Origin of the sequence: Microbacterium sp. CGR1, from assembly GCF_051062835.1 — a bacterium.
Taxonomy (GTDB): domain Bacteria; phylum Actinomycetota; class Actinomycetes; order Actinomycetales; family Microbacteriaceae; genus Microbacterium.
In genome coordinates, this window is the sequence record NZ_JAOTPG010000001.1 from 2966996 (window position 1) to 2983093 (window position 16098).

Genomic DNA, 16098 nt, shown 5'->3' on the forward strand with positions numbered 1-16098 from the left:
TGGATGGTCGACGACCATCCCGGTGGCAGCATCCTGTCGCCCATCCGATCCGAGGAGCATCCGTCGTGATCCGAAATCCCTCTTCCGCGTCTGCGCGTCTGCGCACGTTCGGACGCACCGTCGGGGCGATGGCGCTCACGGCGTTCATCGCGGCCGGTGCGCTGCTCGGCGGAGCATCCGCCGCCACCGCGGCCGACGACGCCGAGACCTATGTCATCGGCACCGACACGACGTTCGCGCCGTTCGAGTTCACCGATGAGAACGGCGACCTCGTCGGCATCGACATGGACCTGCTCCGCGCGATCGCCGACGACCAGGGCTTCAAGGTCGAGATCCGCCAGCTCGGGTTCGACGCCGCCGTCCAGGCGCTGCAGGCCAACCAGGTCGACGCCGTCATGGCGGGCATGTCGATCACCGACGAGCGCGAGAAGACGTTCGACTTCAGCGAGCCGTACTTCACCAGCGGCATCCAGCTCGGCGTGCTCGAGTCCAGCGACATCCAGTCTCTCGACGACCTCGACGGCGAGGCCGTCGCGGTCAAGACCGGCACGCAGGGGCAGACCTTCGCCGAGGAGAACCAGGACGAGTACGGCTTCCGCATCACGCCGTACCAGGACACCACCGACATGGTGGATGCCGTCAAGGCCGGCCAGGCCGTCGGCTACTTCGAGGACTTCCCGGTGCTCGCCTACGGCATCCAGCAGGGATCGGGCTTCCGTCTGATCGGTGAGCCCGAGCTCGGCGGCGAGTACGGCTTCGCGGTCAACAAGGGGCAGAACCCCGAGCTGATCGAGATGTTCAACGCGGGGCTCGAGAACCTCCAGGCATCCGGCGAGTACGACAAGATCGTCGACAGCTACCTCGCCGGCGGCGAGGAGACCACGCAGGCGACCGACATCTTCTCCGTCGCCGTGAAGTACTGGCCCGCTCTTATGGAGGGCCTCTGGCTCACGATCCTCGCGACTCTCGTCGCGATCGTGGCCGCGTTCATCCTCGGGCTCATCTTCGGCTTCGGCCGCGTCTCGGCGTTCGCGCCGTTCCGCTGGGTCGCGACGGCGTACGTCTACGTGTTCCGCGGCACGCCGATCCTCGTGCAGGCGTTCTTCGTGTTCTTCGCCATCCCGCAGCTGTTCCCCGGGCTCACGTTCAACCCGTTCGTCGCCGGAGCCATTACGCTCTCGCTGAACACGGGTGCGTACATGACCGAGATCATCCGCGGCGGCATCCAGGCCGTCGACCCCGGTCAGGCCGAGGCATCGCGTTCGCTGGGTCTCGGGCACTGGAAGACCATGCAGAAGGTCGTGCTGCCGCAGGCGTTCCGCATCATGATCCCGTCGTTCGTGAACCAGGGCATCATCACCCTCAAGGACACGTCGCTGATCAGCGTCATCGGCCTCGCCGAGCTGACGTTCGTCTCGCGCCAGATCATCGCCTCGACGTATCTGTCGGCGCAGGTGCTGACGATCGTCGCCATCATCTACTTCGTCGTGATCACGCTTCTCACGCTGCTCGCGAACCGCCTGGAGAGGAAGTTCAACGCATGAGCAAGATCGAAGTCAGAGACCTGCACAAGTCGTTCGGCGACAACCATGTGCTCAAGGGCATCGACCTGACCGTCGACGACGGCGAGGTCGTCGCGGTCATCGGGCCGTCGGGGTCGGGCAAATCGACTCTGCTGCGGTGCCTCAACAAGCTCGAGGAGCCGACCTCGGGTCACGTCGTCATCGACGGCGTCGACCTGACTGACAAGAGCGTGAAGCTCGATGAGGTGCGCCAGCGCATCGGCATGGTGTTCCAGCACTTCAACCTGTTCCCGCACATGACCGTGCTCGAGAACATCACGCTCGCTCCGATCGAACTCGGCAAGCTGTCGAAGGCCGAAGCGAAGGAGCGCGCGCTGGCGCTGCTCGACCGCGTGGGCCTCGCCGAGAAGGCGGATGCGAAGCCAGCATCCCTCTCGGGCGGACAGAAGCAGCGCGTGGCGATCGCCCGTGCGCTCGCGATGGATCCCGAGATCATGCTCTTCGACGAGGCCACCAGCGCGCTCGACCCCGAGATGGTCGGCGAGGTGCTGCAGGTGATCCGCGACCTCGCGTCCGGTGGCATGACGATGGTGCTCGTGACCCACGAGATGGGCTTCGCCCGCGAGGTCTCGGGCCGCACGGTCTTCATGGACGCCGGCGTCGTCGTCGAGGAGGCACCGCCCGCCGAGCTGTTCGGCGCTCCGAAGAACGAGCGCCTGAAGGACTTCCTGTCGAAGGTGCTCTGAGCTGTCACCCCGTGTCGAAGGCCCCCATCCGGTATCGGGCGGGGGCCTTCGTCGTGCAGCGGGTCAGTCGGGTGCGACCGAGGATGCGACCGGGGCCGGATGCCGACGGATGGTCGCGCTGACGAGAGCGGCGACCGCGCAGAGGCCGGCGGCCGCGAACCACGCCACCGTGTACTGGCCGGTGTGGTCGCGCACCAGCCCGGCGAGGACCGAGGCGATCCCGGCACCGATCTGATGAGACGCGAACACCCAGCCGAACACGAGCGGCCCGCGATCGCCGAAGACCTCGCGGCAGAGCGCGATGGTGGGCGGCACGGTGGCGACCCAGTCGAGGCCGTAGATCACGATGAAGACGACGATGCTCGGCTGTACCTCGGCCGACAGCAGGCTCGGCAGGAACAGCAGGCTCACCCCGCGCAGCGCGTAGTACGCGGCGAGCAGGATGCGGGGATTCACCCGGTCGGTCAGCCAGCCCGAGAACACGGTTCCGGCGATGTCGAAGATCCCCACGACCGCGAGCAGGCCGGCGGCGGTGGTGGTCGGCATCCCGTGGTCGTGCGCACTGGGGATGAAGTGCGTGCCGATGAGCCCGTTGGTCGTCGCACCGCAGATCGCGAAACCGATCGCCAGTGCCCAGAACGTCTTGGTGCGTGCGGCGTCGCGCAGAGTCGTGATCGCGAGTCTGGCTGCTCCCCAGGCGCTGCCCTTCGGGCGTGGTGCCACCACGAGCGGGCCGGTGTCGCCGTACCGCGTGACGCCGAGGTCGCTCGGGCGGTTGCGCAGGAAGATCCAGACCAGGGGCACGACGGCGAGCGCGCCCCCGGCGATGATGAGCGATGCCCCTCTCCAGCCGACATCCTCGGCGGCGACCGCGATCACCGGCAGGAAGATGAGCTGTCCTGTGGCGCTTCCGGCCGTGAGCACGCCGGAGACCAGGCCCCGCCTGGTCGCGAACCACGTGTCGGTGATGGTCGCCGCGAACACGAGCGCCATCGACCCGGTGCCGAGACCGATCAGCACGCCCCACGTCAGGATCAGCTGCGCGGGAGTGGCGACGAAGACGCTCAGGGCTGCGCCCGCACCGATCACGAACAGCGCGGTGACAGTGACGGCGCGGATGCCGAAGCGCTGCATCAGGGCCGCGGCGAACGGTGCGGTGAGCCCGAACAGCAGCAGGTTGACGGTGACGGCGAGAGAGAGCTCGGCGGTGGTCCAGCCGAACTCCTCTTGCAGGGGCAGCATCAGGACGCCGGGCGCAGCACGGAATCCGGCGGCACCGATCAGAGCGATCAGAGCGACGAGGGCGACGATCCAGGCCGGGTGGATGCGGCGCTGCCGTTGCTGCGGAGTGGCCGCGGCCGCGGGCGTCTCGGTGGGCTCGTCGACCGATTCGGCGGTCATGCCGCGCTGCCCGTGCTCAGAGCGAACGGCTCGCCGCCCATGCTGCGCCGCGCCCAGCGAGTGCTGTCGGCATCCAGCGGCGCGGAGCAGTGCGTGCACCAGTCGGACGCTGCGGCGACCTCGCCGCAGCGCGCGCAGCTGACCGTCAGTCCCCAGGGGCCGTCCGGATCGGTCATGCGCGAGAACCGTGCGTAGGCGTGCAGGATCGGCAGGGTCTCGCGCCCGGCGTCGGTGAGTCGGTAGCCGGGGTCATCCTGCGTGACGAGGCCGGCGTCGGTCATCGATGCGAGGCGCCGAGCGAGCACCGAGTCGGCGGCTCCGGTGGCAGCCCGAAGCTGGTCGAAGCGCGTGCGCCCCGAGAACATCTCGCGCAGGATCAGCAGCACCCACGGGTCGGCCAGCACATCGGCGGAGCGTGCGATCGGGCACGTGGCGGTCGACCAGTCGGAGCGAAGCGGCATCCGCCAACTTTCTTGAAGAAAGTGCGCGGAGTCAAGAGCGATTCGCCGAGATGGCGGAATCCCTGCTCGAATCGGCAGGAATCCGACGAGCCGGAGGGCTCCGGCGGTGAGGACTACTCCGCGACGCGGGCGGCGATGTCGGTGCGGAAGTGCGAGCCGTCGAGGCGGATGCGGCCGATGGCCTCGTAGGCGCGATCGCGCGCGGTGCGGAAGTCGGATGCCACGGCGACGACGTTCAGCACACGTCCACCGGCAGCGACGAGCGAGCCTCCCGGTGCGTCGGGGCTGGCGGTCGCGGCGTGCACGAGGCGGACGCCCTCGACGGCCGCCGCGTCGGCGAGGCCCTCGATCGGGCGACCGGTCTGCGGCGCCTCGGGGTATCCCTCGCTGGCGAGCACCACGGTGATCGCGACGTCGTCGCTGAAGACGGGCTCCGGCTGGTCCTCGAGGGTGCCGGATGCCGCGGCCAGCAGCAGCTCCGACAGCGGCGTGACGAGCCGCGGCAGCACGATCTGCGTCTCGGGGTCGCCGAAGCGGGCGTTGAACTCGATCACGCGCACGCCGGCGGGCGTGAGGATGAGGCCGGCGTAGAGCAGGCCGATGAAGGGCGTGCCCTCGCTGTCGAGCTGGCGGATGACGGGAAGCGCGACGTCCCGCGTGACCTCCTCGACGAAGGCCTGCTCGCTGCCGAACTGGTCGGCGAGCCACGGCAGCGGCGAGTACGCGCCCATGCCGCCGGTGTTCGGTCCCTCGTCGCCGTCGAGCGCGCGCTTGAAGTCCTGCGCGGGGCTGAGAGCGCGAACCGTGTCGCCGTCGCTCAGGAAGAACAGCGAGACCTCGGGGCCCGAGAGGAACTCCTCGATCAGCACGGGGCCGGACGGCAGGTAGTGCTCGGCGTGGGCGAGCGCATCTGCGCGGTCGGACGTGACGATGACGCCCTTGCCCGCAGCCAGGCCATCGGCCTTCACGACGTACGGGGCGCCGAGCTCGTCGAACGCTGCCTCGACCTCGGCGGTGGTGGTGGCACGCACCGCGCGACCGGTGGGCACGCCCGCGGCGTCCATGATCCGCTTCGCGAACGACTTGGAGCCCTCGAGCTGAGCCGCGGCCTTGCCGGGGCCGAACACGGGGATGCCGTGCGCGCGCAGCACATCGGCGACACCGGCGACCAGCGGAGCCTCGGGACCGACGACCACGAGGTCGACGGCGTGCTCGTTCGCGAACGAGGTCACCGCGGCACCGTCGAGCATGTCGACCGAGACCGGGGTCGCATCCTGCGCGATACCGGCGTTGCCGGGGGAGACGAAGATCTCGTGCTCCGCCTTCTCTGCTCGCAGAGCGAGGATGATCGCGTGCTCACGGGCACCGGAACCGAGGACGAGAATCTTCACCCGTCCAGACTACCGAGGCGGGGGCGCGGGTTTCGGCGGTGTGCGCGTCTCAGCACAGAACCGCGACCGGTGCCGGTATCGGGCGCTGGAGGGGCCCCGGGACACATCCGTGCTGAATCGTGAACGCGCGACCGGCGAGACGGTTCAGAGTTCGATGGGGCGCTCGACTGACGGGTCCCACTCCAGCGTCCAGCCGGTCGCGTCGAACAGGGCGTCGAGCACCATCGCGGTGAAGCCCCACACGATCGTGCCGTCGATGTCGAAGGCGGGGCCCCGCCAGGTGCGACCCAGGCGATGGATCGTCGAGGTGAACCGAGTGGCCGGGTCGAGCAGTTGCGCGACCGGCACGCGGAAGACGTCGACCGTCTCGGCATGGTCGACGGCGGCGACGCGCGAGGGCGAGCGCCACCAGGCGAGCACAGGGGTGACCACGTGGTTGCTCGCGGCGAGGGGCAGCTCGGGCAGCGTAGCGAGGATATCGACGCCGGCCGGGTCGAGCCCCGTCTCCTCCTCCGCCTCGCGCAGGGCGGTGGCGACGGCATCCGCATCCTGTTCCTCGCGCCTGCCGCCGGGAAACGAGACCTGACCTGGATGCGACGACAGAGTCGCGGCCCGACGCTGCAGCAGCACGTCGAGGTCGGCTGCGACGGTGGCCTCGTCGGTCTGCGCCGGGATGCTGTCGAGCCGGCCGAACAGAACGAGCACGGACGCGGGATGGGCGTCGCCGACGAGCGGTGGGAACGGCCGCGACCAGCTCTCGGGGCGTCGCGTCGCCGCGAGCAGCTCGGCCCGTGCGCCGTGCAAGGTATCGGGATTCTGGCTCATCGACTCGAGCCTATGCCTGTGCGCGACGCGGCAGCGCGGGTGGCGTTCGGGGAGCGCACGGGCATCCATGGCGAATGAGCCCGGCGTAGCCTGGTCACCATGCCCTCCAGGAAGATCGACATCATCGACGGGCGCGCCGCTCTCGATGCGGTGCGACGCGCGGATGCCGCCGGTGAGAAGCCGCAGCGCACCGACCTCGCGACGACCGTGCGGTACCTGCTGCAGCTCCTCGACGAGAAGGCGCCGGGCAACAGCGTCGAGGTGCGAGTGCCTCCGTTCGGTGCGGTGCAGGTCATCCAGGGGCCTCGGCACACGCGAGGGACCCCGCCGAACGTCGTCGAGATGGATGCGGCGACGTGGATCGCCGTCGCCACCGGCAGGGAGCACTGGGCGGATGCTGCGGCATCCGGTCGCGTCAGCGCCTCCGGCACCCGCGCCGATCTCTCTGACGTCCTTCCGTTGCGCCCCTGAGGCGATCAGGCCAGAGGCGACCGGGTCAGAGTCCGCGGCGTGCGACCACCAGGGGCACACCCGTGACGGGATGTGGGAACACGTCGACCGGTTGTCCGTAGACCTCTTCGATCCGCTCGGCCGTGAGCACGTCGGCGGCCGCACCCGTCGCGGCGACCCGGCCCTGCGAGAGCAGGGTCACCCGGTCGGCGTGGGCGAGAGCGGCGTTGAGGTCATGCAGCACGATCGCGACGGCGATGCCGGCATCCGCCTGCCCTCGGATCAGGCGCATCACGTCTTCATGATGCTTGAGGTCGAGTGCGGCGGTCGGCTCGTCGAGTAGCAGGATGCCGGTGCTCTGAGCGATCACGCGGGCCAGCGCCACGCGGGCGCGCTCGCCGCCGGAGAGTGACGTCACGGCACGTGAAGACAGTGACAGCACCTCGGTCGAGTCCATCGCCGCGGCGACGATCTCGTCGTCGCCGTCCGCGGCCCCGGTGCGTGCCCACGGTGCCCTGCCCATGCGAACGACCTGCTCGGCACTGAACGGGAACGACACCGCGTTCTCCTGCAGCAGCACTGCTCGCGCTCGCGCCATGTCCTGCGCGCGGATGCCGGTGATCGGCGAACCGTCGAGCAGCACCGCCCCGGCGCCCGGGGTCACATCGCCGGCGAGAACTCCGAAGAGAGTCGACTTGCCCGCGCCGTTGGGCCCGACCAGCGCGTGGATCTCGCCCGCTCGGACCTCGATCGACGCGTCGTCGAGGATCGCGCGCTCGCCGCCGACGAGCACGGTGACGCCGGTGGCCTGCAGTCGGGTGGCCCTGTCGACGGCGCTCATGCCCATCCTCCCGAGCGCCGGCGCGTGCGCACGAGCAGCCAGAGGAAGAACGGTCCGCCCACGAGCGAGGTGATCATGCCGATGGGCAGATCGGCCAGCGGCACCGCGGTGCGGGCGACGAGGTCGGCGATCGCGATCAGCAGTGCGCCTCCGAACACCGAGGCGATCATGAGCGGAAGGTGTGCGGGGCCGATGATCATGCGCATCAGGTGGGGCACGACGAGACCCGCGAATCCGATGATGCCGGCGAAGGCGACGGCGGCGCAGACCAGCACCGCGACCGTGACGATCACGACCATCCGCAGCAGCTCGACGTTGACGCCGAGGTGTCGGGCGGTGCGCTCGCCGAGGGCGAAGAGGTCGAGCTGCGGCGACACGATCAGCGCCACGACGACCCCGATCGCGACGAGCGGAGCGACCAGTGCCGCGTTCGACCAGAGGGCGCCGTTCAGCGATCCGAGCTGCCAGAACACGATCTGCTCGCGCGTCGACGTCGTGCCGAGGAACGTGAGGAAGGCCATGCCGGCGCCCGCGATCGCATTGATCGCGATGCCGGTGAGGAGCAGGGTGACGACCTCGGTGCGCCCGCCCGATCGGCTGATGAAGTACACCGCGAGCACCGCGATCAGCCCGCCGAGGAATGCGAACGCGGGGGTGGTCCACATGCCGAACGAGGCGAAGCCCAGGGTGATGCTCGCGGCGGCGCCGAGCGCGGCACCGGACGAGACTCCGACGACACCGGCATCCGCCAGCGGGTTGCCGAAGATCGCCTGCATGAGCACGCCGGACACGGCGAGGGCTGCGCCGACGAGGAGGCCGAGCACGAGGCGGGGGAGCCGCAGGTTGTAGATCACGCCGTAGTCGGCCGCCTCGGTGGGTGCCCAGGCGGTGTCGATGCCGATGCCGTGTAGCAGCACCCCGATGAGGTCGGTGGGGGAGAGCGAGTACTGTCCGCTCGTGATCGACACTATGCAGGTCACGACGAGGGCCGCGACGAGCCCGATGATGACGAGCGTGAAGCGCAGCCCGAGGTGTCTCGACGGGGTGCGGGTGACGACCTCGCCGCTCACTTCGCGGGCTCGGCGGTCGCGGGCTCGGGGGCGTAGAGCGCGCGGGCGATCGCCTCGATCACGTCCGCCGACCGAGGCCCGAAGCTGAGGATCTCGCTGTCGGCCATGTCGATCACGCGGCGGTTCGCTCCGGCCGGAGTCTCCGCGATCGCGGGGATGCGCTCTATCAGCCCGTCGATGCCGTCGACGGACTCGAGCCCGTCGGTCATCATCACGAGCACGTCGGGCCGTGCCGCGACGAGGGCCTCGGCGGTCATCGGCTTCATGCCCTCCCAGCCGATCTCTGCGGCGACGTCGATCCCTCCGACGGCGTCGATGAGGGAGTCGGCTCCGGAGTCCTCGCCGAAGATGTAATAGATGTTGGCGTTGCCGCGCACGTAGAGGAACAGCATCCGCGCCCGGTCTTCGGCCTCCGGCGGCACGACCTCGGTGATCTCGGCCAGGGCGTCTGCGAGGTCGGTGTCGAGCCGTTCGATCAGGGCGTGACCGCGGCTCGGCACGCCGAGAGCCGTGGCGATCTCGGTGACCAGCTCGTCGGTGGTGTCGAGGCGACGGTCGCTCGAGATGACGACGATCGTGATCCCGGCGTCGCGCAGCTGCTGGCGGATCTCCTTCGGGCCGATCGTCGTGTCGGTGAGGATGACGGTGGGCGCGAGCTCGAGGATCGCCTCGGCGTTCAGCGTGTGACCCGTCTTCGTGACCACGGGGAGATCTTCGGTGCCGGCGAACATCGTGGACGAGTCGCGGCCGACCACCTGATCGCCGAGGCCCAGGGCGAAGACGGTCGAGGCGATCGTGCCTGAGATGTCGATCGGCAGGATGCGGTCGACATCGGTGATCTCGACCTCGCGACCCTCGCTGTCGGTGACGGTCACGGGGAGTTCCGGGGCGGTCTCGTCGGCGACCGGCTCGATCGCGTGGCTCGAGAGACAGGCCGTGGATCCGCCGGTCGCGCCGCGCACGTCGTCGACGAGATCCAGATCGGCGAGGGGGACGGATGCCTGGGGGCAGGAGTCGGCGGCGTCTGTCTGCGGTGCGGCGGAGGCTCCCGGGTCTGCGCACGCGGCGAGACCGACGGCGAGAGCGGCAGCGAGAAGAAGGGCAGAAGCGCGTCGCATTAGGCAAGGCTATCCTAAAACTTGACTCTGCCTCGCGAGCGCCTCTATTCTCAGGAATGGAGCTTACTTAGCTAAGCCTAACCAACAATCACCCTCTCGCCCGACTGCATAGCGGCACCGCTGGCGCGCGTCCGTTCCTGCGCGCCCGGAGCTCTGGAGAATCGTGAACGCCACAGCCACAGCATCCACGGGGAGCGGCCGCATACGCGTGCTGCTCGCCGCCCTCGTATCCTTCGTCCTGATCGCGGCGGGCGCGGTGATCGTTCCTCCCGCGCAAGCCGCCGGCGGGTCCGTCGCCGCGTCGGTGACATCTGCCGGCACCACAGGCATCACGGTGCAGGTCGACGCGTCGGGGCTTCCCGAGGTGCCCAGCGTCTACGCCGCACTGATCGTGAAGGGCACCGAGAGCGGACTCTCCGGCCCCGGTGGCGGCTACGCCGCGTTCGCGCAGCCGTTCCCGGCGGTGGCCGCGGGGGCGAGCTCGTTCACGCTGACCGCTCCGGCGGGATCCCTCGATCGCACGAAGGTGTACGAGGTCCTCGTCTGGCAGCAGCACTCGGTGCCGAACGCCGAGACGATCTACGCCCGGGAAGATGTCGCCATCTCGACAGCGCAGTGGGACGCCGTCTTCGGTGCCGAGACGCCGGACCCGGGAACGGACCCCGGCACTGACCCGGGAACGGACCCCGGCACTGACCCCGGCACTGACCCGGGAACAGACCCTGGAACGGACCCCGGGACCGACCCTGGAACAGACCCGGGCGAGGTCGAGCCCGCCGCCCCCTCGATCCAGGTGTTCCTCGCCGACGGCACCACGCCTGCTGGCACGACCGCTCTGAAGGCGGGCGACACCGTCGTCGTGAAGGGCTCTGGGTATGACCCGACCGCGAACGTCGGCGGCCGGGGAGTGCCGATCCCGGCGAACCTGCCCCAGGGCACCTACGTCGTCTTCGGTAACTTCGCATCGACGTGGCAGCCCTCCGCGGGGGCCGCGAGTGCGACGCGCTCGGTCGGTTCGCAGGCGTGGGCACTGTCGGAGTCGGTTCTGAACCAGGTTCCGTCGCAGTTCCAGGCCACGATCCGCTCGCAGTGGGTCGACATCGCCGCCGACGGCACGTTCCAGGCGACGCTGACCCTCAAGGACACCGCGACCACCCCGGGTTCGTACGGTGTCTACACCTACGGGGCCGGCGGCGTCACCAACGCCGCGCAGGAGCAGAGCGTCGCCCTGAACTACACGATTCCGCCGAAGATCACCGTCGCGTCATCGCTCGCGGCGGGCGAGCCCGGTATCACCACGAAGGTCACCGGAACCTCGTTCGGCTCGGCGACCGGCGTCTACGCCGCGGTGATCGAAGCGGGCACTGAGGCGAACGTCACGGCCGGCAGCGGATTCGCGGCCATGCAGTTCGTGCGTGGAGTCACCGGTGGCGCGTTCACCGTGGACCTCACTGCCAAGGCGGCGGATCTCGATCGCACCAAGACCTACGAGGTGATCGTCTGGACGCAGCACACGCTGCCGAACGCCCAGACGATCCTCGCCCGCGCGGCCGTCACGATCAGCGACGCCGACTGGGACGCTCTCGAGCCCGCCGCTCCCTCGATCCAGGTCTTCCTCGCCGACGGCATCACTCCGGCGGGCACCACCGCTCTGAAGGCCGGCGACACCGTCGTCGTGAAGGGTTCGGGCTACGACCCGACCGCGAACGTGGGCGGACGCGGTGTGCCGATCCCGGCGAACCTTCCGCAGGGCACGTACGTCGTCTTCGGCAACTTCGCCTCGACCTGGCAGCCCTCGACGGGAGCTGCGGGTGCGACGCGCTCGGTCGGTGCTCAGGCGTGGGCTCTTTCTGAGTCCGTGCTGAACCAGGTTCCGTCGCAATACCAGGCCGCGATCCGCTCGCAGTGGGTCGACATCGCCGCCGACGGCACGTTCCGGGCGACTCTGACGCTGAAGGACTCCGCGACCACTCCGGGCTCGTACGGCGTCTACACCTATGGCGCCGGCGGCGTCGTCAACGCGGCACAGGAGCAGAGCGTCGCCCTCAACTACGGACTCGCGCCTGCGGTGACCTCGACGGTCAAGAGCGCCACCGCGACCGAGGGCCTGACGGTCACCGCCGCCGGGTCGGAGCTCGGTGCCATCACGGGTGCGTATGTGGCTCTGATCGAGAAGGGCACCGAGGCGGATGTCACTTCGGGCGGTGGCTTCCTCGGCATGCAGTTCGTGCGCGGCATCACAGGTGGCGAGTTCAGCGTCGACCTGAACGCTGCGGCCGACACGCTCGATCGCACGAAGACCTATGAGGTGATCGCGTGGCAGCAGCACACTCTGCCCACGGCTGACACCGTCTACGCCCGCTCGACCGTCTCGATCACCGAGGCGCAGTGGGACGCACTGCTCGGAAAGAAGCCCGACGAGCCGAAGCCCCCGGTCACCACCCCGACAGCGCCTGCAGCGACTGTTCCGGGTGGATCGCTGCGCTGGGGCATCTCGACGTCGTTCACGCAGTACGTGGTCGGCGACATCGCCAAGGGCGCGGTCGATGTCTCGGGTGGAGCCACCCGGTCGGGCGGGCTCTTCCAGTTCGGTCAGACGGTCGGCGGCGACTACAGCACGGCGACGGGCCTCGGCAGTGTCGTGTACCGAGGATCGGTGCGTTTCACCGGCCACGGCGGCGTGCTCGACGTCACCGTGTCGAACCCGCAGGTCAGCGTCACCTCCGCGGGCGCCGCGACCCTGTATGTCACGCATGCCGGCGCCCAGGTGGCGTTCGCGACGCTCGACCTGTCACGTGCAGTCGTGACCACCGCGAACGGCGCCGTCACCTACTCGGGTGCTCCCGCCTCGCTCACCGCTGACGGACGCAACCGCGTGCTCGCCGGCTTCTCGACGAACCTCGACCCCGTGTCCTTCACGATCGGGTCGGTGGCGGCAGCGCCGTCTGGTACGACCGGCACGGTGGCGGCCGCGGCTGTGAAGGCCAAGGCGACGCTCCCGGCGACGCCGCCGGCGACCACGGGCATCGAGATCGACGAGCAGAGCCTGGCGGCATTGCAGTCCGGCAAGACGGCGACGTTCTCGGCATCCGGGTTCCAGCCGAACGAGACGGGTATCAAGGTCGTCGTGTACTCGACGCCCGTGCTGCTCGACACCATCTCGGCGGATGCCGCCGGCGTCGCGACCTGGACCGGAACGCTGCCGGCGAGCCTTGAGGACGGCATGCACACGCTGACCCTGCAGGGGTCCGTCGCCCGAGGTCTCGAGTTCACACTGGCACGGGAGACGGCAGCGATCGGTGCCTGCACCGTCGACGGCGCCACGCTCAAGTGGGGCTACAAGGAGTCCTTCCGCACCTACATCGAAGGCATCGCCGCCGGTGGATGGACGCTCACCGACGTCGCTTACGAGTACCCCGACTACGTGTGGTCGAGCGGCACCGGCTCGTTCGACGACGAGACCCTCACCGGACTCGTGACGTTCGGCGGCAGCATCACCTTCACCGGTCACGGCGGCGCGCTGAACACCACGCTGGCGAACGCGCGCGTCGAGCTCGCCGGAGACACGGGCTACCTCGTGTTCGACGTTCTCGGCACCACGCAAGACGGCCAGAGCGTCGACCAGAAGGCGGTCCGCCTCGCGGAGTTCGCTCTGGGAGGCGCCGCGGTGGTCGACGGAGTGCTCTCCCTCGAGGCGATCCCGACGACCCTCACCGAGGCGGGCGCTGCCGCATTCGGCACCTACGCCGCGGGTGAGGAGCTCGACCCGGTGACGGCGCTGCTCCCGGTCGCCGCCGAGTGCGGTGTCGCGGTCGAAGACGACGAGTCTGCCGAATCGGAGGGGACGGCTGCCGCCGCATCCGTCACGGCCATGGCCGACACCGAGGGTGCCCCGGTCTGGCCGTGGGTCGTCGGAGGCCTCGTGATCGTCGTGCTCGCCGTCGGCGGCGGCGTGCTGATCGGACGCCGTACGAGGGCGACGGCCGAGAACGCCGAGGTCACGACCGAGGTCTGATCCGCCGCAGAACGGCGACGCCCTCCCCGCAGCGGACGCGGGGAGGGCGTCGCTCTGCAGAGGAGGGCGCGACCCACAGCCAACGGTGGGACAATGGATGCATGTCCTCCCACGATTCCTCCCAGACGGTCGAGGCGACCGTCCGACGCGTGCCGCGATTCGGCGTGTTCATGGGCATCGGCGTCGTGCTCGGCATCATCGCCGCCGGCATCCTGACGATGGTGGGGAGCTACGAGCCGTCCGACGCCGTCAACGTCGTCTACCCTCCCGGCCAGGTCTTCGGCTTCCTGCTGCTGTGGACGGTGCCGATCGGCTTCGCGCTCGCGAGCATCGTCGCCCTCATCCTCGAGCGCGTCGCGCGACGCCACGACCATGTCGTCACGGTCGAGCACGAGACGATCATCGAGAACGACTGACCGCCGGTCTTCCGACTGCGGGTTCCCGATCTACGCCAGCTCGGCGATGATCGGTCGGATGGCGGCGTCGAACGACACCACGTCGCGACGGAGGCCGTCGGTGACGGCCACGGTTAGCGCGCCGATCCACCAGATGCCCCGCTGCGAGAACGGCAGCACCTGCACGTTCAGCTCGAACGAGTGCGCGCGGCGACCGATGTCGCGCTCGAACTCGGCGATCGCGCTGGCGTAGGCGCGATACGCCTCGCCGCCGATCGTGCCGTTGCCCGAGCGGCTCGCCATCGAACTGCGGATCGATGACACATAGCGGTCGTGAGAGACGCGGGCGTAGTGCAGGGTGGACGCCGCGTGCGGCACGATCGCCTCGGACAGCTGCTCGGATCCCGACGCGGGCAGGGCGACGAGCGTGTCGAAGCCCTCGACGAGTTCGAGCGGAACGTCCGACGGGTGGGCGCGGGGCTCGACCGTCATGTCCCAGTACTCCCGCCACTGCTTCTCGAGCTCGGGGGTGACCTCGGTGGCGTCGGGCGCTCTGACGGGCAGATCCCGCAGGCTCGGCAGGTCTTCGGGGGCCCGGATGCCGAGCGATTGCCGCAGCGCGAGCGCGACGAGCACCGGAACGCTCGCGTCCTCGCGGATCAACCACTGCGGCTTGTCGGCCATGGCCCCATCGTAGGAGATCGAGGGAGGGGAGAGGAGGGCTCGGCGGGCGGTAGGCTTGTCGGGTGGCTGCCTCCCCCACCAATCCCTATTCCGAAGCCGGCGTCGATACCGCTGCAGGCGATCTCGCCGTCGAGCTGATGAAGTCTTCCGTGCGTGCGACGCACGGCCCTGAAGTGCTGGGCGGTGTCGGCGGATTCGCCGGACTGTTCGACGCGAGTGCACTGCGCGACTTCCGTCGCCCGCTGCTCGCGACCAGCACCGACGGCGTCGGCACGAAGGTCGCCATCGCGCAGGCCATCGACAAGCACGACACGATCGGCCAGGACCTGGTCGGCATGGTCGTCGACGACATCGTCGTGGTGGGCGCCAAGCCGCTCTTCATGACCGACTACATCGCGTGCGGCAAGGTCTTCCCGCAGCGCATCGCCGACATCGTGCGCGGCATCGCCGAGGCGTGCACCGCCACGGGCACCGCGCTCATCGGCGGCGAGACCGCCGAGCACCCCGGGCTTCTCGGACCGCGCGACTACGACGTGGCGGGTGCCGCCACGGGTGTCGTCGAGGCCGACGGCATCCTCGGTGCCGACCGCGTGCAGGACGGCGACGTCGTGATCGCCGTCGAGTCCAGCGGACTGCACTCCAACGGCTATTCGCTCGTGCGCCACATCGTCACGAACGCCGGCATCGGCTACGGCGACAACGCCGCCGACTTCGGCAAGACCTGGGGCGAGGCTCTGCTCGAGCCGACCCGTCTCTACACGCTTCCGCTGCTGCGCCTCATCGAGCAGCTCGGCGGGGGAGTGCATTCGCTCAGCCACGTGACCGGCGGCGGCATCGCGGCGAACCTCGCCCGTGTGCTCCCGCAGGGCAGCTGGGCCGAGGTCGACCGCAGCACCTGGTCGCCGAGTCCGGTCTTCCGCGTGCTCAGTGACATCGCAGGCTCCACGCTGGAGTCGGCCGAGGGCACCTGGAACCTCGGCATCGGATTCCTCGCGATCATCGCGGCCGACAAGAAGGATGCCGCGATCGCGGCCCTCGCGGCCGAGGGCATGCCGGCATGGCAGGTCGGAACCGTGGGCTTCGGCGCGCGCCCGGCAGGAGAGTTCGAACAGGGCGCCAAGGGCGTCGACGGTGGAGCAGTGCGCCTGGTCGGCGCCTACGCGGACGGAGCGAAGTAA

14 protein-coding genes are annotated in these 16098 nt (G+C 69.6%); 6 read left to right on the forward strand and 8 right to left on the reverse strand.

Translation table 11 applies throughout. The features are described 5' to 3' along the window. Positions 1–65 precede the first annotated feature (65 nt). The gene (locus tag OD997_RS14730) at positions 66–1544 is read left to right on the forward strand and encodes an amino acid ABC transporter substrate-binding protein/permease (RefSeq protein ID WP_434332246.1); all 1479 of its coding nucleotides are present in this window, start codon (positions 66–68) and stop codon (positions 1542–1544) included. Continuing rightward, a complete protein-coding gene (locus OD997_RS14735; protein WP_434332247.1) occupies positions 1541–2269 on the forward strand; it encodes an amino acid ABC transporter ATP-binding protein in 729 nt (242 codons plus the stop codon). Before OD997_RS14730 ends, OD997_RS14735 begins: the two co-directional genes overlap by 4 nt. A gap of 63 nt (positions 2270–2332) precedes the next feature. Here OD997_RS14735 and OD997_RS14740 read toward each other — a convergent pair whose 3' ends face one another. From OD997_RS14740 to OD997_RS14755, 4 genes are all read right to left on the reverse strand, one after another. Further along, positions 2333–3670 carry an MFS transporter gene (locus tag OD997_RS14740; RefSeq protein WP_434332248.1) on the reverse strand — a complete coding sequence of 446 codons (1338 nt, stop codon included), beginning with the start codon at positions 3668–3670 and terminating at the stop codon, positions 2333–2335. Further along, entirely contained in the window at positions 3667–4131 is a 465-nt protein-coding gene (locus OD997_RS14745; protein ID WP_434332249.1) for a winged helix-turn-helix transcriptional regulator, read from the reverse strand. Before OD997_RS14745 ends, OD997_RS14740 begins: the two co-directional genes overlap by 4 nt. A 113-nt stretch (positions 4132–4244) precedes the next feature. Next, a complete protein-coding gene (purD, locus tag OD997_RS14750; RefSeq protein WP_434332250.1) occupies positions 4245–5522 on the reverse strand; it encodes a phosphoribosylamine--glycine ligase in 1278 nt (425 codons plus the stop codon). 144 nt (positions 5523–5666) lie between these two features. After that, entirely contained in the window at positions 5667–6347 is a 681-nt protein-coding gene (locus OD997_RS14755; protein ID WP_434332251.1) for an NUDIX hydrolase, read from the reverse strand. Between the two features lie 99 nt (positions 6348–6446). On the opposite strand from OD997_RS14755, the gene OD997_RS14760 reads away from it, so the two are divergent. After that, on the forward strand, positions 6447–6818 hold the full coding sequence (locus OD997_RS14760) for a sterol carrier family protein (protein ID WP_434332252.1): 372 nt from the start codon (positions 6447–6449) through the stop codon (positions 6816–6818). A gap of 25 nt (positions 6819–6843) precedes the next feature. On the opposite strand, the gene OD997_RS14765 is transcribed toward OD997_RS14760, so the two are convergent. Genes OD997_RS14765 through OD997_RS14775 form a run of 3 tightly spaced genes read right to left on the reverse strand, consistent with a single transcriptional unit; the run spans position 6844 to position 9826 of the window. Further along, positions 6844–7638 (reverse strand): heme ABC transporter ATP-binding protein, encoded by a 795-nt coding sequence (locus tag OD997_RS14765; protein WP_434332253.1) that lies wholly within the window; start codon positions 7636–7638, stop codon positions 6844–6846. Beyond that, a complete protein-coding gene (locus OD997_RS14770; protein WP_434332254.1) occupies positions 7635–8708 on the reverse strand; it encodes a FecCD family ABC transporter permease in 1074 nt (357 codons plus the stop codon). The genes OD997_RS14765 and OD997_RS14770 overlap by 4 nt, the downstream gene beginning before the upstream one ends. After that, positions 8705–9826 (reverse strand): heme/hemin ABC transporter substrate-binding protein, encoded by a 1122-nt coding sequence (locus OD997_RS14775; protein ID WP_434332255.1) that lies wholly within the window; start codon positions 9824–9826, stop codon positions 8705–8707. Before OD997_RS14775 ends, OD997_RS14770 begins: the two co-directional genes overlap by 4 nt. 163 nt (positions 9827–9989) lie before the next feature. On the opposite strand from OD997_RS14775, the gene OD997_RS14780 reads away from it, so the two are divergent. Further along, entirely contained in the window at positions 9990–13841 is a 3852-nt protein-coding gene (locus OD997_RS14780) for an HtaA domain-containing protein (protein ID WP_434332256.1), read from the forward strand. Between the two features lie 101 nt (positions 13842–13942). Next, the gene (locus tag OD997_RS14785) at positions 13943–14257 is read left to right on the forward strand and encodes a potassium transporter Trk (RefSeq protein WP_434332257.1); all 315 of its coding nucleotides are present in this window, start codon (positions 13943–13945) and stop codon (positions 14255–14257) included. Between the two features lie 30 nt (positions 14258–14287). On the opposite strand, the gene OD997_RS14790 is transcribed toward OD997_RS14785, so the two are convergent. Beyond that, complete coding sequence (locus tag OD997_RS14790; RefSeq protein WP_434332258.1) at positions 14288–14920, reverse strand: zinc-binding alcohol dehydrogenase; 633 nt, start codon at positions 14918–14920, stop codon at positions 14288–14290. A gap of 62 nt (positions 14921–14982) precedes the next feature. Between OD997_RS14790 and purM the strand changes: the two genes are divergently transcribed. After that, positions 14983–16098 carry a phosphoribosylformylglycinamidine cyclo-ligase gene (gene purM / locus OD997_RS14795; protein WP_434332259.1) on the forward strand — a complete coding sequence of 372 codons (1116 nt, stop codon included), beginning with the start codon at positions 14983–14985 and terminating at the stop codon, positions 16096–16098.

Coding starts and splice junctions, on each gene's coding strand:
- OD997_RS14760 (WP_434332252.1), top strand. CDS start 6,447: ATGCCCTCCAGGAAGATCGACATCATCGACGGGCGCGCCGCTCTCGAT.
- OD997_RS14785 (WP_434332257.1), top strand. CDS start 13,943: ATGTCCTCCCACGATTCCTCCCAGACGGTCGAGGCGACCGTCCGACGC.
- OD997_RS14745 (WP_434332249.1), bottom strand. CDS start 4,131: ATGCCGCTTCGCTCCGACTGGTCGACCGCCACGTGCCCGATCGCACGC.
- OD997_RS14740 (WP_434332248.1), bottom strand. CDS start 3,670: ATGACCGCCGAATCGGTCGACGAGCCCACCGAGACGCCCGCGGCCGCG.
- OD997_RS14790 (WP_434332258.1), bottom strand. CDS start 14,920: ATGGCCGACAAGCCGCAGTGGTTGATCCGCGAGGACGCGAGCGTTCCG.
- OD997_RS14775 (WP_434332255.1), bottom strand. CDS start 9,826: ATGCGACGCGCTTCTGCCCTTCTTCTCGCTGCCGCTCTCGCCGTCGGT.
- OD997_RS14755 (WP_434332251.1), bottom strand. CDS start 6,347: ATGAGCCAGAATCCCGATACCTTGCACGGCGCACGGGCCGAGCTGCTC.
- OD997_RS14735 (WP_434332247.1), top strand. CDS start 1,541: ATGAGCAAGATCGAAGTCAGAGACCTGCACAAGTCGTTCGGCGACAAC.
- OD997_RS14765 (WP_434332253.1), bottom strand. CDS start 7,638: ATGAGCGCCGTCGACAGGGCCACCCGACTGCAGGCCACCGGCGTCACC.